This window comes from Psychrobacillus sp. BM2, assembly GCF_048572895.1.
GTDB lineage: Bacteria > Bacillota > Bacilli > Bacillales_A > Planococcaceae > Psychrobacillus.
This window is the reverse complement of the sequence record NZ_CP183878.1, coordinates 3909626-3935946: the sequence shown is the minus strand read 5'-3', so window position 1 is coordinate 3935946 and position 26321 is coordinate 3909626. Positions and strand designations below refer to the sequence as shown.

The window sequence follows — 26321 nt, the reverse complement described above, 5'->3', positions numbered from 1 at the left end:
TAATCACTCACCACAATTATATACATAATAATGGCGAGTTCAACAGTTGAATTATAAAAGAAAAATATCTCTTTTAATGAGTGAGGATAAGTAAATTATCTTGCTTCATATAAATACACTTACTAGATTTTATGTCGTGCTTTCATTACGTATGTAAATAGAAAAAAAGAATGAGTAGCCATACTCATATCTTCTTTTCTAACGATTTTAGTAATGTGACTATTTGTTTTGCTGAGGTTCCGTCTCCGTATGGATTAAGGATACGAGCCATTTTGGAGTGTTCACTTGGATTTTTAAGTAGTTTTCTTGTCGCTGCTAAAATTTTTTCTTTGTCTGTCCCTACTAATTGTAAGGTTCTAGCTTCTACACCCTCGATACGTTCTGTGCTTTCCCTAACAACTAGCACAGGAATATTGAGTGCAGGTGCCTCTTCCTGAATCCCTCCAGAATCTGTAATTACTAGATAGGAGTGCTTCATAAGATGAGAGAAACATTCATAGTCTAATGGGTCAATCAAATGTATTCGGGGGTTTATATTGTCTGTTAACAAATGCTCCTGTACTTGTTTTCTTACGTTCGGATTGGGGTGAACAGGAAAGATAATCTCTATGTCATCAAAATCCACTAATAACTGTTTGAGAGCGAGGTAGATACCTTCTAGTTTTAAAAAGTTTTCTCGTCGGTGTGTAGTAACTAAAATAATTCGTCTATTATTCTCTATTATTTTTTGAATGTTTGATGGAAAGGTGTATGGTCTGCTTGTAACATCTAGAAGCGCATCTATTACTGGATTACCTACTACAAAAATATTGCTCTCTGGAATTCCTTCCTCTAAGAGGTTGTTCTTGCTTTTTTTCGTAGGGGCGAAATGATAACTACTAAGACTAGTGACAAGCTTTCGATATATTTCTTCTGGAAAAGGAGAGTACATGTTAAATGTACGCAAACCTGCCTCAATATGACCGACTGGAATACGGTGTAAGAAAGCTGTATAGGCACCTGTGAAAGTTGTTACAGTATCACCAAGTACTAATATTAAATCGGGATTTTCCTTTTCATATACTTCTCCAATTTTTTTAATCATTTCCGATGTTATTTCTTCCAGTGTTTGATTTGGTTTCATTATATTTAATTGGTAGTGGGGGGTAATGGAGAATAATGATAATACTTGATCGAGTATTTCACGATGTTGTCCTGTATTTACCAAAATGCAATCCATTTCTTTCGTCTTCATGAGTCTCTGTATAATTGGAGCAAATTTTATACCCTCTGGTCGAGTGCCAAAAATAATTAAGACCTTCACTGTTGAGTCATCTCTTTTCCATTAGGATTAGGGACTAACTTAATCTTCGTTATTGTTCCGTCTATTACTTCGAAAACGGGTTTATAGACATTCCCCCAACGGAGCAATGTTTCTTGAACAATTAGATGGAATTGGTTATTTAATATTTCCTTTTCTTCTATAGTTATATTTGTGCTATGTCGGCGTTGATGATATAAATCTTTGTCAATCCAGTGAAGCTGGAAATGCTCGGCAAGACGCAGGAACATGGCAAAATCATCTGCTAAAAGAGGCTCTCCTTGAATTGTCGACATCCAACCATTCAATTTTTTAAGTGCCGAATAACGATACAATCGTGGGCAATGCGTTTGAAAATTTTCCAATACCTCATATTTGTCCTTATAGAAATACCCTTTGTAAACAGGTCCTTCTCGTAATACTCCGTTTTCTTCAAACCAAACTTTTCGATTTGCAAAGACCATAGCTACATTAGAAGAAAGGGAAAGCATTTCACTTATCATAATCTCTAATGAGGTAGGGTCAATCCAATCATCACCGTCTAATTCTAATACGTATTCACCAAGAACATATGCCAAGCCGATATTAAGAGCTTCAGCTTTATGTCTTTTACTTATATGAAGAGGAATGATTCGGGTATCGTGCATAGAGTAGATTTCACTTAATGTGGAATCTGTCGAGCCAACGTCCAGTACAACAATATGAAAATTTGAATAGGTTTGATTTAGTACACTCTGTATACAATCTTTTATATATTTTTCGTGGTTACACGCCGTAATAAGGACCGTGACTTTAGGGATATCCCCATTTTTTCTTCTATGATCTACACTTGCGGCCATACTTTGGAGAAATAACTCTTCAGAGGCTGTTATTGTTGTTAATGAATATTTACCGTTTAGCCGATAATCCATAAGAGGTTCAGACAAAAATAAAAACTCACCAAGAGGCATTAATCTTATCCAAAATTCATAGTCGGAAACTAGTCCATATTTAGGGTCGTAACCATCTGCTTGTTCATATGCTTCTCTCTTGAAGAGAAAGGATGCGCCAATAAAACAGGTTAACATAATTTCTTCTTTTGGCCGCTTCATCATATCCGTTAGTGCTGGATACCAAGTGTTATTTATATCTCGAGAGGTCGCTTTTTCATCAATAGGATGATAAAGCGAATATACTAAAACTGTTTCAGAAGTGGCATTCTTCATTGTTTCTACTAACTTCTCAAGGTAATTTGGCCATTGTTTATTGTCACTAGATATCCACGTTAGAAGGGGACAATCAAGTAATTTTCCAAAGCCTTCATTTAAGGAATATGCTATGCCTTTGTTGAAAATGCGATGAATAATCGAGAACTTACATGTTAACAGCTTGGATGCCTCGTAAATCGCTTTTACAGTTTGAACATTTGCTCCATCAATGACAATTACTAATTCAAAGTTACGATATGTTTGATTTTCGATAGCCTGTACACATTCAAACAAATACTCTCTTTCTTGGTTATATACAGGGAGCACAACCCCGACTTTGTTGCTCGATTTTTGAGCATCACTTAAAACACCTTTCTTTCTTACTCGTAAAGAGCGACCTTTACTAGGTAGCCACTTGTACCATTTGCTAGTTTCTAAGCTCATTTTTACCTTCCTTTGCTAGTTTTCAGCAACATATTTGTATATAAGAAATGTTGGCTGTCTTGTATACTATGAAAGTGCTGAGAATAGACAGCGGCTATTATCCTTAAATATATATAAAGATTATTTTGTATAAGTAATGTAATCGTAGTGAATGATTGGAGTGGAGGTGGTATTTATCAAAGCATTAGCTGCTTTTTTAGTTGTTGTTATTTCTGTTTTGCTATATTTTAATCTACAAATAGAGGAACCTATTCAATTTAATAAAGAGTTCCACGGGAAACAATTTTCGACATTTTATATGAATTATGAGGAAGAAAAAATAGAAATTGCGATGATCGGAGACATATTACTACATTTACCGCTATACAATTACACGAGTTATCTTCCTTCTTTTTCTCCTATTCAGGAAGAATTAGAAACTGTCGATTTGTTAATAGCAAATCAAGAATCCTTACCGGCAGGTGGAATATTTGGAGTATCTGGTTATCCAAACTTTTCAAGTCCTCCACATATTATTGAAGACTTAAAGGATATTGGTGTAGATGTTTTATCGGTAGCTAATAATCATACACTCGATCAAGGAGAAGAGGGGCTTCTAGAAGCAATTCAACAGATGGAAAAGGTAGAGATGCCATACGTTGGTGCTTATAAATCACTAGAAGACCAACAGGCAGATCGGATATTTCAAGTGGATAATATATCACTGGGGCTCCTGGGGTATACATATGGAACAAATGGCCATGAAACTCCTGAAGGGAAGGACTATTTAGTAAATCGGATAGATGAGAATCGAATTGTAGAGGAAATAAAGGAGTTAAAAGCCAAGGTAAACTTTGTTGTTGTTAGTATCCATTGGGGTGCAGAATATAACCTAGAGGCAAATGATACGCAGAAACAGCTTGCTCAGTCGATTGCAGATGCGGGCGCGGATATTATATTTGGGCATCATCCTCATGTTATCCAACCTTATGAACTGATCTTGTCAGAAAGTGGTCATCGGACACATGTTTTTTATTCATTAGGAAATTTTTTCTCAGGTCAAAAAGACGAGTATACTAATATTGGTGGGATTGCTAAAATAGAAGTTTTAAAGAAAAATGTTAATGGTGAACAAGTAATGACTCTAGAGAATCCTAGCTTTACATCAACAGCTGTTGTAAAAGGTGAACCATATACGGTAAATTTTTTAAAGGATGTGGAGAGTGAAGTAGGAAAAACAGATGGATGGGTGCAACAACATGTGTTTGGAGTAGAGTAAGTTAGGAGGTGTCGTGTGAAAGAACAAGATCATGACAAATTGTTACGTATTAAAACAGAAGGGGTAAGAGAGTGGCAGCATCAATCGTCTCACTATAATCGATATGAAGCGACACCGTATTCAGCATTGGAAATTCTTTTTGACGAATACGAATGGAGCTCAACCGATCGTTTTGTGGATTTTGGCTGTGGTAAAGGAAGATTCCCTTTTTACGTTTACCACCATTTGCATGCCTCGGCAGTTGGAGTTGAGATGAATGGTCAGCTCTATCAAGAGGCTATGGAGAACCTAGCTAGATATATGGAGCGTGCCAAGAAATCGAGAGCTTCGATTCAGTTTGAACATATATTTGCCGAAGGGTATGATATAAAAAAAGAAGATAACCGGTTTTATTTTTTTAATCCATTTTCGCTACAGATTTTTCAAAGGGTTATAGATAATATCCTTCGGTCGGTTGAGGATCATCCTCGCTCCGTGGATGTCATTCTCTATTATCCAACCTCGGAATATAGTCATTTTCTTGAAATACATACTGTGTTTGAATTATGGAAGGAAATTAGACTTCTTGACTTATATGAAGAAAATAATAATGAGCGATTTTTAGTTTTTCGATTAGAATAAATGAAGCACTCTACAATAACAGTAGAGTGCTTCATTTATTCTTTCAACAATAAGAATGCTTCTGTCCTACAAATTAGTTAGAAGCTCTTTATATTTCTCGAACCAGACTTTCCATTCATCTTCTCGGATAATTGCTTCTTCGTCTAGCAATGCTTTTATAACATCTAAACAGACATGCCAGCCTGCTAAATCTCTTGGAGTATGTTCTGTAATAACAGAAATTGTTTCTAGGAATATTAACTTGCAACCACCGTTTAAAGGGGATAATTCAAATCTAGCGGTATCCTCACCCCATTCAAATGCTAATGTTTTCAATAATTCATAATCAAGGATTTTCATATCGATAAAGGTACCATCCTGCATATCGAACTTAATAGTACCACTTTTTCGGAGATCTACTATTTGCAGCTCATCAAACCACTGTTTAAGCTTCGTATTATCCGTTAACATGGCCCATACTGTTTCTACAGAATGCTGCAATTCTCTTTCGTATCGTGCGATATAGTTACCGTTTTCTTTTTGAATCGTAGCAATCATGAACTATTCCTCCTTAAGTTATAGGCAGTGCATAGCTGCTTCTGCCTCATCCCAATAGACGGGATATCCTTTTCCTTTAGCACAAAAAATAGATGTGGACGTATATTCAGGGTCTGCTTCTTTATTATAACCAAGTGTTTCAATGATTTCTTCTGTATTATGGCAACGATGGTATCCACTAAAGACTAAACTGAGGGATCCTTTGCCGTGAGTAAAGGATGCAAAAGCTGTGCTGTAATTCATAAATGTGGCTACAGGTACTCTTCCTTTGACGAGAACTTTATCTCCAATACTTTCTGGAGGATCGAAGGTTCCTGCTGCTTGTTGTATATCGGATAATACTCGGCCTATTAAGTCCATATGCACTTTAATCGAAAAGTCGTAAAATGGCTCTAGTAGAATATTTTCTGCTTTTTCTAATCCTTGACGAAGTGCACGGTAAGTTGCTTCTCTAAAGTCGCCACCATGTGTATGTTCATTATGTCCGCGACCGGTGAGTAAAGTAATTTTCACATCAGTTAAGGCGGAACCTGTTAGTAAACCGTGATGATCTCTTTCGAAAAGGTGATGCCGAACTAGGTTTTGATTGCCAATAGATAGATCATTCGCATGACATGTATTTGCAAAGGTAATCCCACTATTTCTCGCAGTTGGTTCAATTAATAAATGCACTTCCGCATAATGTCTTAAAGGTTCAAAATGTCCATATCCACGAACCGAGTTATCAATAGTTTCTTTATAGAGAATTTTAGGCTCTCCAAAAGTGACGTGAAAACCAAAACGCTCCAAAACAATTTGTTCGAGCACTTCTAGCTGGATAACTCCCATTACATGGACATGTATTTCTTGAAAATACTCATCCCAAAATACACGTAAAGATGGATCTTCTGCATCTAATAGTTTAAAGCAACGTAATACTTCCTTTACATGGATAGAAGCCTCAAATAGAACCTTGGATTTTAACGTGGGAATCATTTCGAACGCTGTTTTCTGAGAAATAGCCCCGATTCCATCACCAATGGAAGCACTCGTTAATCCTGTAACAGCAACAAGCTCACCCGCTAAAGCCTGATCTGCAGTTTTAAACTTATTTCCACTATACAAGCGGATTTGCGTTATTTTTTCGGTTTGGTCGTTGTAGGTTACGTTATTGCGGACTTTTAACGTACCGCGGACTATTTTCAAAAAGGTAACCCGATTTCCACTTTCATCGTGCCGAATCTTATAAACCTGCGCAGCAAATACATCGTCTGCTTTATAGGAGGTGGTGGTTAATAAATCTAGCTTGTCCAGAAATTCTACGATTCCTACATCCTTCAATGCTGATCCACTAGCACATGCGAAGATTTTATTTTCCTTTACCATACACCGCAGTGCTTGTGTCCATAAGTCCTGATCAAATCCGTTGTCCATATACGTTTCTAAAAGGGATTCATCGCGTTCCGCAATAAATTCAATTAGTTCCTCATCAAAAGTATTCGTTATATCGCATATATCCTCCGATAAGGTTGCCCGTATTTCAGAGAGAACACTTGCCGCATCAGTATCTTCATAATCGGTTTTATTGATAAAGAAAAAGGTTGGTACTTGGTGTTTGCGTAGCAATTGCCAAACAGTTTCTGTATGTCCTTCTACACCATCTACAGCGCTAATAATGATTATGGCATAGTCCATTACTTGTATTGCCCGTTCCATTTCGGGAGAAAAGTCGACATGTCCAGGAGTATCAATGATATAGTATGTAGAATTATTGTAGGAAAAGATTCCTTGATCGGCAAAGATGGTAATTCCTCTGTTTTTTTCTATAGTATGACTATCAAGAAACGAGTCTTGGTGGTCCACTCGTCCTCTTTGTCTAATTGTATGTGTATGGTAAAGCAGCTGCTCCGAAAAAGTAGTTTTTCCAGCATCTACATGTGCAAGAATTCCAATAGTTTTGTGCATGTTCTCACCTCTGAACTTAATTATAGCAAATTACGGCGAAATCACCTGTATCAGTGCTATACTAGGTAGACTAAAACAACGTAGAGAGAGGGAACAAAACATGCAATATTCGAAATCTAAAATGGAAGAGCTAGTAAAATATAGCCCAGAGTTAAGCAAGCGTTTAAAAGAGGTTATGAAGGAGCATGATCTAGAGAAAAGCTTTGCATTAAAAGCTCTATATCATTCAGAAGTAAAAGATGGCGGTAAATATCAAAGGGATTATCAAGATCTATAAATCATAAAAGTGAACCGACGCAATATAAAATTGGTTCACTTTTTTATTTGTTTATCTACCATTCGAATTAATTTTGATCTAAGCTACGAACCAAGGCTCTTCCTGCTTCTCTCCCTGTAAAGATACAGCCTCCTAAAAAGGTTCCTTCTAAAGAGCGATATCCATGGACTCCACCTCCACCAAAGCCTGTAACTTCACCCGCTGCATAAAGACCAGGTACCGGATGTCCTTTTTCATTTAGTACACGACCGTCTAAATCCGTTTGCAGCCCACCTAGTGTTTTCCGAGTCACGATATTTAATCGAACAGCAATTAAAGGGCCATTTTTAGGATCTAGTAGTTTATGGGGTGATGCCGCTCGTATTAGTTTATCGCCTATATAGTTTCTAGCACCTCTAAGTGCGGTAATTTGAAGATCTTTTGTAAATTTATTATCCATTTCACGATCTCTAGCAATTAGTTGGCTCTCAATATGCTCAAAGTTTAATAGATTATTGCCAGTAATTTTATTCATCCCCTCTACTAGGTTTGCTAAATTGTCGGATACTACGAAGTCTTCTCCTTTTTCCATGAAAGCTTTTACTGGAGCAGTGGGTCCTGGCAAAATACGCTTCAGTACTTGTTTAATACTTTTCTGCGTTAAATCTGGATTTTGCTCGGATCCTGAAAGTGCAAATTCTTTTTCAATAATTTTCTCAGTTAGTATAAACCAAGAGTAATCATATCCAGTTTTTTGGATAGCCTCAAGTGTCCCCAATGTATCAAAGCCAGGGAAATTAGGAGCAGAAAAGCGCTGCCCTGTGGCATCTAACCAGATGGAGGATGGACCTGGGAGTATACGTATCCCGTGAAGTGGCCAGATAGGATTCCAGTTTTTAATACCTTCTGTATAATGCCACATACGATCTTTGTTTACTAAGCGACCTCCAGCTTTCTCTGTAATGGCAAGCATCCGTCCATCTACATGTTCCGGAACTCCAGAAATCATCCTTTTTGGAGGCATCCCAAGTCGGGAAGGCCAGTTTTCCCTTACTAAATCATGGTTAGCACCAATTCCACCACTCGTGACCATCACTGCTTTAGCTACATACTGAAAATTTCCGATTATATCTCTTGGGCTGGGTTCTCCACGAGCAGCAGAACTATGAGTCAATAATGAACCGCTCACACCGATAACTCGTCCGTCGTCTGTAATGAGTTCATCTACTTGGTGACGTGGTTTATATTCCACATTCCCCATTGACATGGCAGCTCGAACACGAGTCACAAAGGGCTTCACAATACCTGGTCCAGTACCCCATACAATATGAAACCTGGGCACCGAGTTTCCATGTCCATCTGCAAGATAGCCTCCGCGTTCTGCCCAACCTACTACAGGAAAAAAACGAATACCTTGTGCGTGAAGCCAATCTCTTTTTTCCTCAGTGGCAAAACGAACATAAGCCTCAGCCCATTTCCTTGCCCAATAATCTTCGTCCTCTTCCCGATCAAAACCTGCTGTTCCTAGCCAGTCCTGCCAAGCTAGTTCATAGGAGTCGTGAATTCCTAATCTTCGTTGTTCTGGGGAATCTACTAAAAATAATCCTCCAAATGACCACCAAGCTTGCCCTCCAAATGATGCTTCAGGCTCTTGATCTAGCAGTAAAACTTTCTTTCCAGCATCCGCTAGTTCTGCGGTAGCAACGAGTCCTGCTAGTCCTGCCCCGACTACAATTACGTCCCATTCCATTTAAACCCCCCTATTTAACGAAAAATTCAGAAACCTAATTGTATTATATTCCATTAAATAATGAATTACTATTCACTGTCACAAGAATGATTTGAACAGGGACACATGGTATAATAGAAGTACTATTGGAGGGAATACATTGATAAACAACAGCCGACAATCGGCATTTATTTATACATACGCATATAATATGGACGAACGCTCTCTATGTCATCTAGAGATGCGCTCTTTTTTTGATAAAGACACGGAAAACAAAATATTAAAGAGTCCTATAAAAATAGATCCTAGTAGAAGCCCTTTTATGAAAGGGAGATTAGAGATTTTAGCAGAAGGGGACACAGTTGAGGAAATTATTGCTCAAGCACCAAACTTTGGTTCGGAGGAAGAAACAAATAAAGTAATTTTCTTAAAAATAAATGACCGACAAGGCATTGATAAAATTGAGAATGCTGAAAGGCTTCAAATAACAAGAACTATTGGAAGTGACATGCAAGGTGATTTCGATTTACATCATCCTGATCAGTTATTTGCAGTGGTCCCATTTGGTGGTCGTTGGTATTTCGGTTTATATACGAAAAGCGAACCTATTTGGTTTAATCATATAAAGAAACCGCGGGAGTATTCTACTGCCCTTAGTACTAGAGTAGCCAGAGCAGTGGCTAATATTGCAGTTCCGCATCCGGAAGGTATGAGGGCTATAGATCCTTGCTGTGGAATTGGCACCGTACTTGTTGAAGCACTATCAATGGGTATAGATATTGTAGGAAGAGATATTAACCCAATTGTATGTGAGGGATCCCGAGAAAACATTGCCTATTTTGGATTGACTGGAGATGTCCGTAAGAGTGCCATTGAAGACATCGAAGAGATGTATGACGTAGCGATTATAGATTTGCCTTATAATTTGTATACAAATGCTTCCTGGGAAGAACAGTTTACCATTTTAAAACATGCCCGTAGAATTGCTAAAAAGGTGGTAATTGTGACGATAGAATCGATGGATGATCGATTAGAAACAGTAGGTTTGCATATAATAGACCGCTGTATAACGAAAAAACAGCAATTTACACGGGAAATAGTAGTTTGCGTGTAGGTTAACGAAAAAGGGGATGGAAGGATGAAGGATTTATCCATAGTTGCCTTATTAGATGTTGTTGGAGAATTATTTTCAGATGAAGTGTCTATCGCTGTTTCTGATACAGAAAAGTATATTTATTATCGGCCAAGTAAGCGAATCGATCTGAAAATTACTCCCGGTGATTTGTTAAAAGAGGAGACTTTAGCTTATAAAGCACTGCAAACTAGACAAAAGGTATCCGAATTTATCAATCGAGAGGTTTTTGGTGTTCCATATCATGGGATGGCAGTACCTTTTTTGCATCAAGGAGAAGTAGAAGGCTGTGTGTTAGCTATTTATCCGGCATTTACTGAAGGCAAATCGGTGATTACTATAAAGACACAGGACGGTTGGATTCCAATTCCTTTTTCTGACGTGATTTATCTGGAAGCAAAAGATCGAAAAACCCATATTGTTACTAAGTCTTTTGCTGGAACTCACACTAGTTCTCTTCAAGACTTTGAGTATAGACTACCCCGGGAAATGTTCATACGCTGTCATCGTTCTTTTATAGTCAATGTACATCAGATTAAAGAAATCTTCCCAGATACACATTCCACTTTTTTATTGGCTATGGTAAATGGAGAAAGAATTTCTGTTAGCCAGTCCTATGCAAGTTATTTCCGAAAATTATTAGGGTTTTAATATAAAACGTTTGAATAAGGGGTAATTACTCCGATATTCAAGCGTTTTTTTTATGAAACTTCCATCATTAAGGAAGTAAATAAATCCTGTAGAATAATTTATTCTGTTCTAGTATTAAAATATTCTGTCTGAGTCCAATAAAAGATGTCTCCGTCGAGTTTTATCAAAATTGTGACAAAAGGGGGTAGAATTATTTAAATGCACTTTTTGAGGGGGATACTTAAATGTATAACAATTTAAATCGTATTAAGGATACTAGTTTGCATAGTTTAGTAGTTGGAGCAGAAGAAGCAGCTTCATGGATTCAACATGGGATGACATTGGGGTTAAGTGGTTTTACACGTGCGGGTGATGCGAAAGCGGTTCCATTTGCATTAGTAGAAAGAGCTGTCAATGAATCCTTTAAAGTGAATATATTTACAGGTGCTTCTTTAGGCTCCGATATTGATAAACTACTATCTGAAGCAGGAATTGTGCATAAACGTTTACCATTCCAAGCGGATGCAACGATGCGCAAACATATTAATACAGGTGATCATTTGTTTGTTGATCAACATTTGTCTCATACATCGGAGTTAATACGTTCTGGTGTATTGCCAATCATTGACTTTGCAATTGTGGAAGCGGTTTCAGTCACTGCAGATGGAATGATTATACCAACTACATCTGTAGGTAATTCTACAACCTTTGTTTCTCAAGCAAAAAATATCATTATAGAAATTAATGTAGCACAATCGGAAATGTTAGAAGGACTGCATGATATATATGAACCAGCCGCTCAAGGAATTAGACTACCAATTCCTTTATCAAAAGTAGAGGATCGTATAGGCCAAATAGGTATTCCTTTTGATGCATCCAAAGTAAAAGGTATTGTATTTACTAACAATTTGGATTCACCATCTCCTATTGTTCCACCAGACCATGAAACAGAAGAAATGGCGCAGCATTTAATCGAGTTTTTACGTCAAGAAGTGAGCGCTGGTAGATTAACAAATAAGCTAGCTCCACTTCAAGCTGGTATAGGTTCAGTTGCTAATGCAGTGCTAGGTGGCATGATTAACTCTGAGTTTGAAGACCTACAAGTATACTCTGAAGTTCTTCAAGACTCTGTATTTGAACTAATAGATGCCGGCAAAGTAAACTTTGCATCTGCATGCTCTATAACACTCTCACAAGAAATGATGGATAAAGTGTACGGTAACTTGGAGGAGTATCGAGATAAATTAGTGTTAAGACCGCAAGAAATTACGAATCATCCAGAGATTATTCGTCGTTTAGGACTTATCTCTATTAACACAGCCTTAGAATTTGATATTTACGGAAATATTAACTCTACACATGTATCAGGCACTAAAATGATGAACGGGATTGGCGGTTCAGGGGATTTTGCTCGCAACTCTAGAATAGCAATATTTGTAACGAAATCCATTGCTAAAGGCGGTAACATCTCTAGTATAGTGCCTTTCGTAGCTCATGTGGATCACACGGAGCATGATGTGGATGTAGTAGTAACAGAGCAGGGATATGCGGATCTTCGTGGTTTAGCACCTAGAGAACGTGCAGAGTTAATCATTAATAACTGTGTACATCCAATGTACAAAAAGCAGTTACGTGATTACTATGAAGAAGCATTAACTAGAGGTGGTCAAACTCCACATGTACTAGAAAAAGCATTTTCTTTCCATGCGAACCTAGCAAACAATGGAACAATGATTGATAAAGAAAAAACATTTGTATAATAAAAAAACCGATTCCATTGGAGTCGCCACCTTTCACTGCAATCAATTAGTGTGTAGTACTCCACTATAAGATTTAGCATAACTTATTGCTTAGATGATAAGATTGGTCAGGTTTTTGAGAGTGATTAAAAAATTTGTAATCAATTAGAACTGCGGCTTTCCGAAGGTAGGGGAAGAAAGCAACTTTTCTGTTATTCTAGTGGAAATAAAGAGAAGCAGTAAGTGTTTTTCCAATAAAGAAGCAAAAGAGCGAACGAAATTGTATCTTCGAGAGCTTGCTCTTTGAATAGGAAAGTAGCATTTCTCTAGTTATCCAAAAATGAACCTACCTGTTTCTAAGTGTTGTAGAATGGCGACGCACAGACAAAAGTCATAAAATTACTAAGAAAAGAGATGTAGGTCGTGACGGTAGTCACGACCTACATCTCAAAAAAATCAAACGGTAATAATATAGCAAAACGTCTGTCCAAAGCCCTTCGCAAACGATAAAAACAGGTTTTGAACTTAAGGGACCCGTCATTTTTTTTCGGTTTTTCTTAATGTATGTCTTTCTTTTTAAAGCGACCACCTCGAACTTCAGCGATATTGCCTACTGCTAAAAAGGCATGGTCATCTATTTCTTCTACAATAGATTTTAGCTTCGCTTCTTCCAATCGTGTAATGACCGTAAAGATAACCTTTTTGTTTTCTCCAGTATATGCTCCTTCCCCGTGTAAATAAGTTACTCCCCGTCCTAACCGGTCCATGATAGCATCTCCAATATCTTCAATACTATCACTAATGATATAGACGGATTTTGACTCATCTAATCCTTGAATCACAATATCTATCGTTTTAAAGGCGATAAAATACGCTAAAAATGAATACATGGCTTGTTCCCAAGTAAATACAAATCCAGCAATTGCAAAGATGACCAGATTGATAATCATGATGATCTCCCCAACTGAAAACGGTGTGGCCTTGTTAAATAAAATAGCAAGTATTTCCGATCCATCTAGAGAGCCTCCATAACGAATAACTAGGCCAACACCTGTGCCTAGAACGATTCCTCCAAATACAGTGGCGAGTAATAAATCAGGTGTAATGGCTTCGATATGATGTAGGAAAGAAGTACAAATGGATAGTATAGTAATACCGAACAATGTGGATAAAGCAAAGGTTTTTCCTATTTGTTTATATCCAAGGAAAAAGAATGGGATGTTCAGGATGAATATAAAAATTCCTAAACGAACTCCGGTTAAGTGGGATAGAATGATGGATACACCTACAACGCCACCGTCTAATATTTGATTTGGAACTAGAAATAATTCTAATCCAATAGCCATTAATATAGCTCCTATGGCAATCATGAGTAAACGGGTAAATACGACTTGCTTGGGGGTGCTTCTGTGGGGAGTTCTGACAGGTTTCAATTCACTAGTTAAATCACTCAATGTTAATCTCCTCTTTCTAAAAAGTAATCATATATTTAGTTTATAGAAAAATTCTGTATATAGAAAGGGGGAATTAATATGCTTGATAAACGAAAGATAACTTAATTGACAAAACAAAATGGTTGTAATTATAATAGTTACATCGGAGGTAGGATAATATGAAAATAAGCAGTAGATTTACTGTAGCCATACATGTAATATCACTAATTTCATTAAATCAAAATATTGTTTCTACATCCGAATGGATTGCAGAAAGTGTAAATACCAATCCAGTTGTTATACGTAGAGTGATGGGAAAACTGAAAAAAGCTGGTCTTATAGATATCCGTCGTGGTCTTGGAGGAGCAACGCTTCAAAGAAATCTAGAGGATATAACCTTACTAGATGTCTATAAAGCCGTCGAAGTAGTGGAGGATGGAGAACTCTTTCAAATGCATGATAATCCTAACCCTAATTGTCCAGTCGGAGCTAATATACAAGATGTGCTAGAGTTAATATTAGTACGAGCTCAGGATGCAATGGAAGCGGTATTAAAAGAAATCACCATGGAAGAATTAGTAAAAGTTTTAAGTAAAAAAATTGGATGAAGTTGAATCCTTTTTTTTGAAATAGTTGTAACTAACATAGTTACGACAATATGAATCTATTGGAGGAATTAAGATGAAAATCGGTATAATTGGAGCAACAGGAAAAGCAGGTAGTTTGATTTATAAAGAGGCAGCTGACAGAGGTCACGAAGTAACTGCTATCGTAAGAAACGCAGCTAAGTTAGAAAATACAAATGGATCAGTACTAGAGAAAGATGTTTTCGATTTAACTGCATCAGATCTTCAAGCATTTGACGTAGTAGTAAATGCGATTAGCGCACCTCCGGGTCAAGAGCATCTTCATGTAGAAGCTGGAAAGTCATTAATAGAAGCAGCTACAGAAGCAGTTAATACGAAACTAGTAGTTGTTGGTGGAGCAGGAAGTTTATTTGTAGATGAAGCAAAAACAATTAAAGTGATGGATACGCCAGACTTTCCAAAAGAATATTTACCAACTGCAACTAACCAAGGAAAAAATCTGGATGATTTACAACGAAGTGAAGGATTCGAATGGACATTTGTAAGTCCTGCAGCGTTTTTTAATCCAGAAGGTAAACGAACTGGTTCTTATCAAACTGGAAAAGATAATTTTATCGTGAATGCAAAAGGTGAAAGCTATGTGAGCTATGCAGACTATGCTATTGCTATTGTCGATGAACTGGAAAATCCTGTGCATGTAAACGAGCGCTTCACTGTTGTAGCAGAGGCGGAATAATCGATGGAAATAGGTGTTTATACTTTTGGGGATATTGGTCCCAATCCACATACAGGAGAAACAATCAGTGCTTCTCAACGCTTAAAAGAAGTAATTGAACTGGCGAAGATAGCAGACGAGGCGGGCCTAGATATTTTCGGAGTTGGTGAACATCATCGATTAGATTACACCATTTCCTCACCAGCAGTAGTCCTTTCTGCCATTGCTCAAGCGACTAAACACATTAAATTAACTAGTGCTACATCTGTATTGAGCACATTAGATCCGGTACGATTGTTTGAAGATTTTGCTACATTGGACCAGATTTCAGACGGAAGGGCAGAGATTATTGCTGGTAGAGGAGCATTTGTTGAATCCTTTCCTCTTTTTGGATATGATTTGCAAGATTATGATGCTTTATTTGAAGAAAAGGTTAAATTACTTCAACAACTAAATCAGCAAGAGATTGTCACATGGCAAGGTCAGTTTCGATCGGCTCTTAAAGGTGCAATGATAGCACCTAGACCTGTTCGAGATGAAGTCCCAATCTGGATTGGTGTAGGAGGTACTCCAGAAAGTGCAATGAGGGCAGGAAGACTGGGAACTGGGATGGCCCTTGCTATTTTAGGAGGAGATCCAATAAGATTTAAACCACTTGTGGATCTCTATCGTCAAGCTGGAGCAGAGGCGGGGCATTCACCCGAAAAACTGTCTATTGGTGTTACTGGTCATACGTATATTGCAAAAGACAGCCAGCAGGCAAAGGATGAATTTTATCCGTATTACTCAAATTATTGGGCTTATGTGAATCGACAAAGAGGAATGGGTACGAGAATGTCGCGTTCCGATTTTGAACATATGGCAAGTCCAGAAACGGCATTGTTAGTAGGTAGTCCACAGCAAATAATAGAAAAAATTCTACATCAATACGAATTATATGGACACCAACGATTTATCGCTCAGTTGGATATTGGTGGTCAACCGTTTAGCGCAGTAGTTAAAGGATTGGAGCTTCTTGCGACAGAAGTAGCACCGGTTATAAGAAGAGAGACAAGTAAATAACTTATTAGAACATGGCTTGAGTACATTAAATATGTATTCAGGTCGTTTTTATATTAGTCCTTATTACCAACATTCTAGTACAGAAAGAATAAAGAAAAGCATTTACGGATACTTCCTCCATTACGCAAGTAAATGAAGAAAGAGAGAGCAAGTAACTTATAAGGTAAAGCAAGTAACTGATAGAATTGGCTGAAAAAAAGCGTCATCTAAACTACCTGTTTCATTAACTAATCATTATTATTGAAATATTTTGTATAGTCTGCGAAAATGAATATAAGACTATATTTTTATTTTAATAGTTTTGAAAGCGCATACATAAAGTTGGTCTAGCATACGATATGGAATGTGCTAAATAGATATGAAGGGGAGGAATTAGAAAATGGTTTATGCATTTCCGAATACAGAAGGCTCGAAGGTTTCATTTAAGGACAAGTATGAAAACTATATTAATGGCGAGTGGACACCCCCGGTAAAAGGACAATACTTTGAAAATGTTACACCAATTACAGGTAAAGTATTTACACAAGTTGCCCGTTCAACCTCAGAAGATATTGAGTTGGCTTTAGATGCAGCGCATGCTGCCAAAGATGCGTGGGGCTCCACTTCTGTGGCTGAAAGAGCAAATATATTAAATAAAATTGCGAATAGAATAGAAGAAAACTTAGAACTATTAGCAGTAGCTGAAACATGGGATAACGGTAAAGCTGTTCGGGAAACCTTAAATGCTGATATTCCTCTAGCTATTGACCATTTCCGCTATTTTGCAGGTGCTATTCGTGCACAAGAAGGAGGCTTAAGTCAAATTGACAACGATACAGTTGCTTATCATTTCCATGAACCACTAGGGGTTGTAGGGCAAATCATTCCTTGGAATTTCCCGATTCTAATGGCAGTATGGAAGCTGGCACCAGCACTTGCAGCAGGTAACTGTGTCGTCTTGAAACCAGCAGAACAAACCCCTGCATCTATCTTGGTGCTGATTGAACTGATTGGAGACTTATTGCCTCCTGGAGTCGTAAACATTGTCAATGGTTTCGGGTTAGAGGCTGGAAAACCTTTAGCATCTAGTCCTCGAATTAGTAAAATTGCATTTACTGGTGAAACAACAACCGGTCGTTTAATCATGCAGTATGCATCTCAAAACTTAATACCAGTAACATTAGAGCTTGGAGGAAAATCACCAAACATTTTCTTCGAAGACATTATGGATGAAGATGATGCATTTTTGGATAAAGCGGTAGAAGGATTTGTAATGTTCGCATTGAACCAAGGAGAGGTATGTACTTGTCCGTCACGTGTCTTAATTCAAGAATCTATCTATGATAAATTCATCGAACGAGTAATTGCGCGTGTAGAAGCTATCAAAATAGGGAACCCGCTAGATCCATCTGTTATGATGGGTGCACAGGCTTCAACTGAACAAATGGAAAAAATTCTTTCTTACTTAGATATTGGTAAGCAAGAGGGAGCAGAGTGTTTAATCGGCGGGGAACAAAACAAATTAGACGGAGAACTGGCGGAAGGTTACTATATTAAACCAACTGTCTTCAAAGGAAATAACAAAATGCGTATTTTCCAAGAAGAGATTTTTGGACCAGTCGTTTCGGTAACGACATTTAAAACAAAAGAAGAAGCATTGGAAATTGCTAATGATACGTTATACGGTTTAGGGTCTGGTATTTGGACTCGTAACATGAACACTGCCTATCGTTTCGGACGTAAAATTCAAGCTGGTCGTGTATGGACAAACTGTTATCACCAGTATCCAGCACATGCTGCATTTGGTGGATATAAAATGTCTGGTATTGGGCGCGAAAATCATCTTATGATGCTTAACCACTACCAACAAACGAAAAACCTTCTTGTAAGCTATAGTGAAAACAAGCAAGGCTTCTTTTAACTAATTCTGCGGAGATACACCTTCGCTAAATTAAGTTAATAGCGTTAGGCTGATGTCGCAGATTTTGAAAGGGTGAGTGTAGATGGTTGAACGCGTAATTGCCACAGACGCTGCACTAGAACTTATTGAACTATTAAAAGGTAAGCACGGACCACTTATGTTTCATCAATCAGGAGGCTGCTGCGATGGTTCTTCTCCTATGTGTTATCCAGAAGGCGATTTAATCGTCGGAGACCAAGATGTACTACTTGGAAGAATAGGAGATGTTCCATTTTATATGCACAAAAGTCAGTTTGACTATTGGAAGCATACACAGCTCATCATAGATGTAGTGGACGGTCGGGGAGGAATGTTTTCTTTAGAAGGAGTGGAGGGAAAACGATTTTTAACAAGATCCCGAGCATTTACAACAGAAGAAAACAACCAATTACAAGTATAAATGAAGCGAAGTAAGGAGCTTGTAGCTCTCTACTTCGCTTTTCATTTCTCCCCTAGGATTGCTTCCGTTATACTATACATAAATCTAATGAATGAAAGAAGGGTTTCCTTTGGTTCAAGAGTTATTAAGAAAGCATTCGTCTGTTAGAAAATTTAAAGACTATACATTAACTAAAGAGGAAGTTTCTGAGCTGGTTGAGACTGCACAACACGCTGCTAGTTCTCATTTTGTCCAAGCATATAGCGTTATATGGGTAAGTGATGAACAAAAAAAGGAAGAGCTTGGTAGATTATCTAAAAATCCTAAGCAATTTGAAACTGCTGGAGCGTCGTTATTATTATGTGCTGATTTTCATCGTTTACAGGTGGCCGGTAAATTGCAGCAGACAGAGATTGTCATAGATACAACTGAAAATGTCTTAGTAGGAGCAGTTGATGTAGCTCTTTTTGCACAAAATTTAGTCATTGCAGCAGAAGCAAAAGGTTTTGGTATTTGTTATATAGGAGGAGTACGTAACGATCCAGCCGCAATTAGTCATTTGTTTGATTTGCCCACAGGGGTATTTCCTCTATTTGCAATTACTCTTGGTGTACCAGATCAGCAAAATGAAGTTAAACCTCGATTGCCAGTAGAGGCGGTTCTACATGAAAATAACTATAATAGCGCAAAATACGAAGATCTATTGCCCGAGTACGATCAAACAATGGAAGATTATTATACAAGCCGTGGATCCAATCAAAAAACGGCAAATTGGACCAAGTCAATGGCTGACTTTCTAGAGAAACCGAGAAGAACTCATATGGCTAACTTTTTAGCGAGTAAAGGATTCCATCTCAAATGAAAAAAAAGTGGACAATAGAGCAGGTTAAAGGCTATATGGAGCCTCATCGAAATGAAGAAAATGCAATTCCTATGGTCAAATATATGAAAAATCATTTCCCCTTTCTAGGGATTAGAACACCAGAACGTCGATTGCTTTTTAAAAAGATGACGACAGAAATGGAGCTTCCTCAATATGTAGACATGCAAAAAGAAGTGTGGGCTCTATTCCAGCTAGAGGAAAGAGAATATCATTACATAGCAATTGAATTATTGGCCAAATATAAAAATCAACTGACTCTTGAGGATTTAAATTTCTGTCAACGTCTTATTGAAACAAAGTCTTGGTGGGATAGTGTGGATTCTATTGCCCCCAAGATAGTAGGAGATATCGTTTTCGCTAACAGACTCGAAGGGGAAGCGGTGATGGTAGAATGGGCAAAGTCCACGAATATGTGGACGAATAGAGCTTCTATTTTACATCAATTAAAGTATAAGGAAAAAACAAATGAAGAACTGTTATTTGCAACCATTAAGCGTCATGCATTATCAAAAGAATTCTTTCTTCAAAAGTCAATCGGTTGGGTTTTGAGGGAGTATGCAAAAACACGTCCGCAAGTAGTACAGTATTTTGTAGGAAATCACACACTTGCCCCTTTAAGTAAGAGAGAAGCTTTAAAGCATTTCAAATGATTTATAAGAAAAACCGGGCAAAAAGAAGCCTGGTCCTTTAGGATCAAAACCTGTTTCTTTCTTTTTCGAGGGGCTTGAACAGACATTTTGCTATAGGATTACCGAGTGAATTTATAGTGAGTATTGGTTGTGACGATTGTCACAACCAATACTCACTTTTTTCGGTAATCTTATGGCGGTTGCCTGTCGGTCGCCACACGAGGTGGCGCTCTTAGCCTTTGTACCCCGCCTGAAACGGAAATCAGTAGTATCATTAGTTAAGATCTTATTCTTAGAAAGGCCATGATATCTGAGTATAAGGCACATAATTTTATACTTTGCATCTCTTATAAAAAGAGGATGTCACAAAAAATCAGTAAGCACTGACTTTTGAACAACCTCTTATTTTGTGAAAAAGTTTTCTGTGTAGTAAGGAGTCGACTTTTCATCAAAAGCTGTACCGACACCCAGATTTTCATAATGAACGCTTAAAATGTTTTTCCGGTGCCCCAATGAATTCATCAATCCCTCATGAGCGAAGATGCTACTAGTTTGTCCATATGCTAAATTTTCTCCAGCATAGGTAAAGTTCAAACCATCTTCCTCCATTCGATTAAATGGTGATTTTCCCTCTAGGTTTTCATGACTAAAATAGTTATGAATGGCCATATCCTCACTATGCTTTCGAGCAGTGTCACTCACACTTTCATCGTAGGAGAGAACAGAAAGACCATGTACAACTCGTGCGGCATTTGTGAGGTCAAAAAGTTGAAATTCAAATCCCTTTTTCAGTTCGTCGGATGGCTCTCCAAAAGTAGATTCGTGATTTTTCTCAACAGACTTTTCAATTACTTGGATGGCAGTGATTGTATTGTTTTCATGAAGATCGTAGAAAAATGTTACGTAGTTATTATCGATTAAAAACAAATCATATTCACCTGCATCAGGTAGGAGATAGATGATATTCCCTTTTTTCAGTTTCTTAATAGGCTCATCTAATTTAGAAAGTACTTCTTCCCTAGTACTATCCATTTGTAAACCTAGAAAGGAAGATTCAGAAGGCTGATTGGTAAACATGGCATTTACCCTATTGTTACTATCATAGGAAACCATCATGAAGTTTCGATAGTTTTCATGGTATGTATGCCATACTAAATTATATTCATTTATACTAACCCGTTTGGCATTGCCATGAATTTTCTCAATTTCACTTTTTTTCATGCCCATTTTTATTTGGTCTAACTCAATACCTGTACCTTCTAGTGTTTCTTGATCTGACGCAATATGGGTGGCTGGTTCATCTTTTATTTGCATCCAGTATGCTTTTGCTTCTTCCCAATATTGTTCTACTTCCAGTGAATCAATCCATTCATCCACAGGCTCTAGAAACGAAAGGTTAACGTATTTTACTGTATATTCTTCCCATAACGGTCTAGTGAAGAAAAGCACTAAAACAAAAAGTACTAACCAGCCTATTTTTCTCATGCCATACCTCCAAACTACTTACTAATTTCCCCACAAACAATTCGTCCTCCAGAATTTCCAGAGGGATCAGTCTTATAGTCATCAGCATTTTCATGAATAATAAGTGCACTTCCATCAGCATCTAATAATGAGTTGCTTTTTCCTGCAGCCAAAACTACTGCTGGAGATACTGTCTCTAATTCTACTTTACCATCTTCTCCGACTTCAATGTTAGGTAAATCACCTAAATGATAACCTTTTGGGTTTTCAAAACCATGCTCTTTGTGAGTCGGATTGAAGTGGGCACCAGCCGTTTCAAAGGTAGGTTTTTCACAGCTTGCCTTTTCATGAAAATGGATTGCTTTAACACCAGGGGTAAGTCCTTCTGCCTTTAAGAGAATGTGAACTCCTTTTGAATGCTCAGTTAAAGTTGCCTGTCCTACTTCTTTACCTTCGGTGTTTACTAATGAAACCTGCACATTTTCATTTAAGTCGGCATCTGCAGAGGGAAAATTACATCCTCCAAGTGCAGTGACCGCTATAAGTAATGGAATTACGAATTGCTTTTTCATCTAATTGTCCTCCTTGAAATACTATATTGGTTCAAGTATTCCCAAATTAAGGGCATATATATACGTGGAAGACGAAAAAGTTACCAATAAAAAAGTACAACGTCTCGGCTAAACAGGACGTTGTACTTTTTTTACTCGTAATATAAATAGAACAAGCGCAATAACAAGGAAAATAATTGAGAATAGATATAAATTTTGATAGCCAAGCGAAGTGGCAACAAGACCTAGAATGTAAGAACCTATTGCAAGGCCCGTATCGAATAATGTAAAGAATGTCGCTGTAGCATAACCACTGCGTTCATGCTTGGTAGCCTGAATTGCAAGTGTTTGAAAGCTTGGAACTACTGCACCATATCCTAAACCGATAAATGCCCCGGAGAGTAGGAAAAGTAAGGGTGAGTTCATATAAGCAAGTAAAGCAAGTCCAATCATGAAAGAGACAAGACCAGGAATAACAATATATTTAGGACCTTTTTCATCAAAGATTCGACCTGTAAATGGTCGTGTAGCTAGCATCATGATTGCAAAGACAGCAAAAAAGCTACTGGTTAAGTGGAGTACTCCTTTTTCTTGTGAGTATATAGAGAGATAAGAAAGTACACTAGCATAAGAAAAAGCAACTAAACTAGCTATTAATGCAACAGGTAACGCTTTTTTCTCAAAAAGATCATTCCACGTTAACTTCGATCTAGGAAAAGCTGTTCTCGGATTTTTGTCAGCGGGTATTAATAATGCCGAAATAGAGCCAACTAGTAGTAAAACCGTTAAGGATAAAAACATGACATCATAGGAGAATGATTGCATGAGTGTTAAAGCGATTAACGGCCCGACAACAACCGCTAAGTTTGTTGACATAGTAAAATAACCTAGTCCAGCACCACGTCTAGAAATAGGAATATTATCTGCAGCCATCGAACCGCTAGCTGTGGTAGCGATACTAAAGAAAATACCTTGTGCAAATCGCAATACCAATAAAGCACCAAAAGGCTCAATAAAATAATAAAGTCCTGTACATACTAGATACAGGAACAAAGTTAGCCATAATATCTTTCGTTTTCCAAATAGATCTAAAATCTTACCGGAAAAAGGTCGTGTAACAATTGCAGAGATTAAAAAGATTGTCATTAACAAACCGGCATCTTCGTCTGAACGCGACAATACATCCGTGGCGTAGAGTGGAAGTACGGATACGAGTCCGTAAAAAACAATAAAAATAGAAAAGTTTGTAGTAAACAAACTAATAAAAGCTTTCGTCCATATAGGCTCTTTATTCTTCAAACTAATACTCCTCCTGTTTATTTATTTAGCATTAACGGGTAGTGATCCTCCCACTTCAAGGCTTGGCCCAACTAATTTAGCATAAGTGGAAGACAACTGCCGTAAAAGCGCGAATGATTCATTTTTCAATCAGTGGGGGACGTAGAAACCCCCCACTGATTGAAGTTTCACTTTATCTAATCTTTTTTAGGAGTTCAAATAATAGCACTTCCTCTTCTTTGGATAAAACCGCGACCATTCGATCCTCAAATTCCATCATAGCCTCTTTAATAGCTGGAAACTGCTGTAATGCATGTTCGGACAGTTTTACAATTTTCTCTCGTTTATCTTTTCCAGAGCATATTTCAATCCAACCTAGCTCAGATAATCTATTTACAGTTCTTGTAATTGTGGGTGCCTCGACATTTAAATATCTCCAAATCTGTGTCAATGTCATTTCTTTATGTTGTTGTATACAGTAAAGGACTGACCACTGAGAAGCGTATAAATTAAACTTTTTTAATGTATGATTTACTTCTTGTGTTAAAAAACGAGTTTTCTGAAAAAGCTCATGAATTATTGGGTTCATTGAGTGAAATACACTCCTTCTAATATAGTTGAATTTTATTTAGCTAGTTAAGTATAAAACATTTTGCAACTATTTGCAAAGAGCATATAGTCATGTAGTATACGAAAGTCACAAAATTTTTAAAATAGAAATATAAAAAAACCGAGCAATATGCTCGGAAAGTTTACCGTATTAAAAACATTGAAAAGAGGAAATTCTATCTAAATCAGTTCCGTAAAAAGTCCACATAAATCCGTTCCATCTAAAACCGGAAATGGATCTTCTGCCGACATGAGTTGGGAAAAGCCAAAAAGCATTGCCATTATTCAACCATATATACGTATTGCGGAACAAGCATCCACGAATTGAGCCAGGATCTACTGCAAATACACCGACACTTTGTCTTTGTGGTACGAAAGATGGTGGTGGACTAGTTGGAGCCCCTTGTTGTTGCTGTTGTCCCCCTGGTGGAAAACTAGGAGGAAATGATGGTCCCTGTTGTCCGGGTTGCTGACCGAATGGAGGGAACATATTCCCTGGAAACTGTTGTTGTCCGAATGGAGGCATCATACTACCAGGGAACTGTTGATTTCCAAATTGTTGCCCTTCAATTGAAGGAAAACCCTCCGGACCCCCTTGATTTTGTGGAAAAGGAAATTGATTGTTCATTGCTAAATCCTCCTTTCATAAAGTAATCAACTTAGTATATGTCAGGAGGATATTTGTGGAACGGTGCCTATCAGATATAGGATATTGCCTTTTCAATTAATTGCTCACTTGTTATAATTTTCTCTCCGCCGCCTTGAGCCATTCGTTCATTGCCACCACCTTTTCCATTGATATAAGGCAAGACATGTGCTATTAACTCTTTCATACTTTGTTCTACGTCATTTCCTTTTGCAGCGACGACTTGCAACTTGTCCTGATTGTTGGAGACCAAAATACATATTGAGTTCGGCGTTTCTTGGATTACTAATTTAGCTAGTTTTTGCAGCTCCTGCATAGATCTGTTTTCAAATATGCAAGTAATCGTAGTTTTGTCAGAGCTTTCTCTCAACTCTTTTGCTTCGTATGCTAAAAGAGAATTTGATAAATCTACTACTTGTTTTTCAAGTCTTGAATTTTGCGTTAAAAGATTTTTTGTTGCATTCATTATTTTGTTTTCAGGAGTGCTTAATATGCTAACTAAATTTACTAGTACCTGTTGCTTTCTATGTAGATGTGTAAGAATCCTTTCCCCACAAATAAACTCCACACGTACAGCTTTCTTTTGTTTTTCTGTTTGAAGAATTTTAATGGCTCTCACTTGTCCTGTTGATATTGGATGAGTTCCACCACATGCATTGTAATCGAAGTCAGGAATTATGACGAGTCTAATATTTTCTTTTAAAGATGTCGCTTTTCGTAGCTTATAATTTGATAATTCCTTTTCTGTTACCCACTTTGTTTCAATAAGACGGTTTTCCAGAATGATTTGATTGGCAAGTTGTTCCGTTTCCATTAATTGTTGTTCGGACACCTCTGTTACATTTAAGTCAATCGTGACTGTATCCTTCCCTAGATGAAAGCTAATCGTTTGGAATTTAAATAATTGTTCAAAGGCTGCCGATAGAATATGCTGTCCGGCATGCTGCTGCATATGATCGAAACGTCGCTCCCAATCGATCTGTCCATTTACCTCCGTTGTATTGTCAGGTAAAGGATTGGTAAGGAAATGTCTTATTTCTCCGTCGATTACCTCTACATTTGTCACTTCAATACCGTTTATTAGACCAAGATCATGAGGCTGACCTCCTCCAGTAGGGTAGAAGGCAGTCTCGGAAAGTACTACATAATTAGGTTGCTGTTCTATTACTTTCGCTTTAAAACATTGGATACTGGGATCTTCATAATAGAGTTTGTTAGTCATTTGAACGAGCTCCTTTTAGGATTTGATAGTTTCGAGCATTCTTTAAAATCAAAGTGTATACAACTGATACAGGAATCATGTTCAATTAGCTGCAGTGCTATTGTTATAGCATAATTTGTAAGAATAAATCCACCAAATTGCAATAGT

25 protein-coding genes are annotated in these 26321 nt (G+C 37.5%); 13 read left to right on the top strand and 12 right to left on the bottom strand.

What is annotated here, in order from left to right; genetic code table 11:
- Positions 1–184: 184 nt before the first annotated feature.
- Entirely contained in the window at positions 185–1303 is a 1119-nt protein-coding gene (gene wecB, locus ACN6MX_RS19410; RefSeq protein ID WP_419960407.1) for a non-hydrolyzing UDP-N-acetylglucosamine 2-epimerase, read from the bottom strand.
- Positions 1300–2931, bottom strand: a complete 1632-nt coding sequence (locus ACN6MX_RS19405; RefSeq protein ID WP_419960406.1) for a glycosyltransferase family 2 protein — start codon at positions 2929–2931, stop codon at positions 1300–1302. Before ACN6MX_RS19405 ends, wecB begins: the two co-directional genes overlap by 4 nt.
- 166 nt (positions 2932–3097) lie before the next feature.
- Between ACN6MX_RS19405 and ACN6MX_RS19400 the strand changes: the two genes are divergently transcribed.
- Positions 3098–4189: a CapA family protein gene (locus ACN6MX_RS19400; RefSeq protein WP_419960405.1), complete on the top strand. Its 1092-nt coding sequence runs from the start codon at positions 3098–3100 to the stop codon at positions 4187–4189.
- A gap of 15 nt (positions 4190–4204) precedes the next feature.
- Complete coding sequence (locus ACN6MX_RS19395) at positions 4205–4810, top strand: class I SAM-dependent methyltransferase (protein ID WP_419960404.1); 606 nt, start codon at positions 4205–4207, stop codon at positions 4808–4810.
- A gap of 66 nt (positions 4811–4876) precedes the next feature.
- Here ACN6MX_RS19395 and ACN6MX_RS19390 read toward each other — a convergent pair whose 3' ends face one another.
- The gene (locus ACN6MX_RS19390) at positions 4877–5347 is read right to left on the bottom strand and encodes an SRPBCC family protein (protein ID WP_419960403.1); all 471 of its coding nucleotides are present in this window, start codon (positions 5345–5347) and stop codon (positions 4877–4879) included.
- An 18-nt stretch (positions 5348–5365) separates the two neighbouring features.
- Positions 5366–7291, bottom strand: a complete 1926-nt coding sequence (locus ACN6MX_RS19385; protein WP_419960402.1) for a GTP-binding protein — start codon at positions 7289–7291, stop codon at positions 5366–5368.
- 100 nt (positions 7292–7391) lie between these two features.
- On the opposite strand from ACN6MX_RS19385, the gene ACN6MX_RS19380 reads away from it, so the two are divergent.
- Entirely contained in the window at positions 7392–7568 is a 177-nt protein-coding gene (locus ACN6MX_RS19380) for a hypothetical protein (RefSeq protein WP_090567581.1), read from the top strand.
- 67 nt (positions 7569–7635) lie between these two features.
- Here the strand turns inward: ACN6MX_RS19380 and ACN6MX_RS19375 are convergent, their stop codons facing one another.
- Positions 7636–9297: an FAD-binding dehydrogenase gene (locus ACN6MX_RS19375; protein WP_419960401.1), complete on the bottom strand. Its 1662-nt coding sequence runs from the start codon at positions 9295–9297 to the stop codon at positions 7636–7638.
- A gap of 142 nt (positions 9298–9439) precedes the next feature.
- Between ACN6MX_RS19375 and ACN6MX_RS19370 the strand changes: the two genes are divergently transcribed.
- The 3 genes from ACN6MX_RS19370 (at position 9440) to ACN6MX_RS19360 (ending at position 12798) form a co-directional block, all read left to right on the top strand.
- Positions 9440–10390, top strand: coding sequence for a TRM11 family SAM-dependent methyltransferase (locus ACN6MX_RS19370; protein ID WP_419962668.1), 951 nt, complete (start codon positions 9440–9442; stop codon positions 10388–10390).
- A 24-nt stretch (positions 10391–10414) separates the two neighbouring features.
- Positions 10415–11059, top strand: coding sequence for a LytTR family DNA-binding domain-containing protein (locus tag ACN6MX_RS19365; RefSeq protein WP_419960400.1), 645 nt, complete (start codon positions 10415–10417; stop codon positions 11057–11059).
- 224 nt (positions 11060–11283) lie between these two features.
- The gene (locus ACN6MX_RS19360; RefSeq protein WP_419960399.1) at positions 11284–12798 is read left to right on the top strand and encodes an acetyl-CoA hydrolase/transferase family protein; all 1515 of its coding nucleotides are present in this window, start codon (positions 11284–11286) and stop codon (positions 12796–12798) included.
- 536 nt (positions 12799–13334) lie between these two features.
- Here the strand turns inward: ACN6MX_RS19360 and ACN6MX_RS19355 are convergent.
- Positions 13335–14210, bottom strand: a complete 876-nt coding sequence (locus ACN6MX_RS19355) for a YitT family protein (protein ID WP_419962667.1) — start codon at positions 14208–14210, stop codon at positions 13335–13337.
- A gap of 179 nt (positions 14211–14389) precedes the next feature.
- Here ACN6MX_RS19355 and ACN6MX_RS19350 point away from each other — a divergent pair, with 179 nt between their 5' ends.
- The 7 genes from ACN6MX_RS19350 (at position 14390) to ACN6MX_RS19320 (ending at position 20425) form a co-directional block, all read left to right on the top strand.
- Positions 14390–14818 (top strand): Rrf2 family transcriptional regulator, encoded by a 429-nt coding sequence (locus ACN6MX_RS19350; RefSeq protein ID WP_419960398.1) that lies wholly within the window; start codon positions 14390–14392, stop codon positions 14816–14818.
- A gap of 73 nt (positions 14819–14891) precedes the next feature.
- On the top strand, positions 14892–15533 hold the full coding sequence (locus tag ACN6MX_RS19345; protein WP_419960397.1) for an NAD(P)-dependent oxidoreductase: 642 nt from the start codon (positions 14892–14894) through the stop codon (positions 15531–15533).
- A 3-nt stretch (positions 15534–15536) separates the two neighbouring features.
- A complete protein-coding gene (locus ACN6MX_RS19340; RefSeq protein WP_419960396.1) occupies positions 15537–16574 on the top strand; it encodes an LLM class flavin-dependent oxidoreductase in 1038 nt (345 codons plus the stop codon).
- Between the two features lie 379 nt (positions 16575–16953).
- Complete coding sequence (gene adh / locus ACN6MX_RS19335) at positions 16954–18474, top strand: aldehyde dehydrogenase (protein ID WP_419960395.1); 1521 nt, start codon at positions 16954–16956, stop codon at positions 18472–18474.
- Positions 18475–18556: 82 nt separating this feature from the next.
- Complete coding sequence (locus tag ACN6MX_RS19330) at positions 18557–18913, top strand: DUF779 domain-containing protein (RefSeq protein ID WP_419960394.1); 357 nt, start codon at positions 18557–18559, stop codon at positions 18911–18913.
- A gap of 109 nt (positions 18914–19022) precedes the next feature.
- A complete protein-coding gene (gene nfsA / locus ACN6MX_RS19325; RefSeq protein WP_419960393.1) occupies positions 19023–19754 on the top strand; it encodes an oxygen-insensitive NADPH nitroreductase in 732 nt (243 codons plus the stop codon).
- Positions 19751–20425, top strand: coding sequence for a DNA alkylation repair protein (locus ACN6MX_RS19320; RefSeq protein ID WP_419960392.1), 675 nt, complete (start codon positions 19751–19753; stop codon positions 20423–20425). The genes nfsA and ACN6MX_RS19320 overlap by 4 nt, the downstream gene beginning before the upstream one ends.
- 381 nt (positions 20426–20806) lie before the next feature.
- On the opposite strand, the gene ACN6MX_RS19315 is transcribed toward ACN6MX_RS19320, so the two are convergent.
- The 6 genes from ACN6MX_RS19315 to ACN6MX_RS19290 all read right to left on the bottom strand — a co-directional run bounded on the left by ACN6MX_RS19315 (position 20807) and on the right by ACN6MX_RS19290 (position 26174).
- Complete coding sequence (locus ACN6MX_RS19315) at positions 20807–21889, bottom strand: CAP-associated domain-containing protein (RefSeq protein ID WP_419960391.1); 1083 nt, start codon at positions 21887–21889, stop codon at positions 20807–20809.
- Between the two features lie 14 nt (positions 21890–21903).
- Positions 21904–22440 carry a superoxide dismutase family protein gene (locus ACN6MX_RS19310; RefSeq protein WP_419960390.1) on the bottom strand — a complete coding sequence of 179 codons (537 nt, stop codon included), beginning with the start codon at positions 22438–22440 and terminating at the stop codon, positions 21904–21906.
- A 108-nt stretch (positions 22441–22548) separates the two neighbouring features.
- Complete coding sequence (locus ACN6MX_RS19305) at positions 22549–23718, bottom strand: MFS transporter (RefSeq protein WP_419960389.1); 1170 nt, start codon at positions 23716–23718, stop codon at positions 22549–22551.
- 172 nt (positions 23719–23890) lie between these two features.
- Positions 23891–24286, bottom strand: coding sequence for a MarR family winged helix-turn-helix transcriptional regulator (locus ACN6MX_RS19300; protein ID WP_419960388.1), 396 nt, complete (start codon positions 24284–24286; stop codon positions 23891–23893).
- 171 nt (positions 24287–24457) lie between these two features.
- On the bottom strand, positions 24458–24934 hold the full coding sequence (locus ACN6MX_RS19295; protein ID WP_419960387.1) for a hypothetical protein: 477 nt from the start codon (positions 24932–24934) through the stop codon (positions 24458–24460).
- A gap of 70 nt (positions 24935–25004) precedes the next feature.
- Positions 25005–26174, bottom strand: coding sequence for an alanyl-tRNA editing protein (locus tag ACN6MX_RS19290; protein WP_419960386.1), 1170 nt, complete (start codon positions 26172–26174; stop codon positions 25005–25007).
- Positions 26175–26321: the final 147 nt, after the last annotated feature.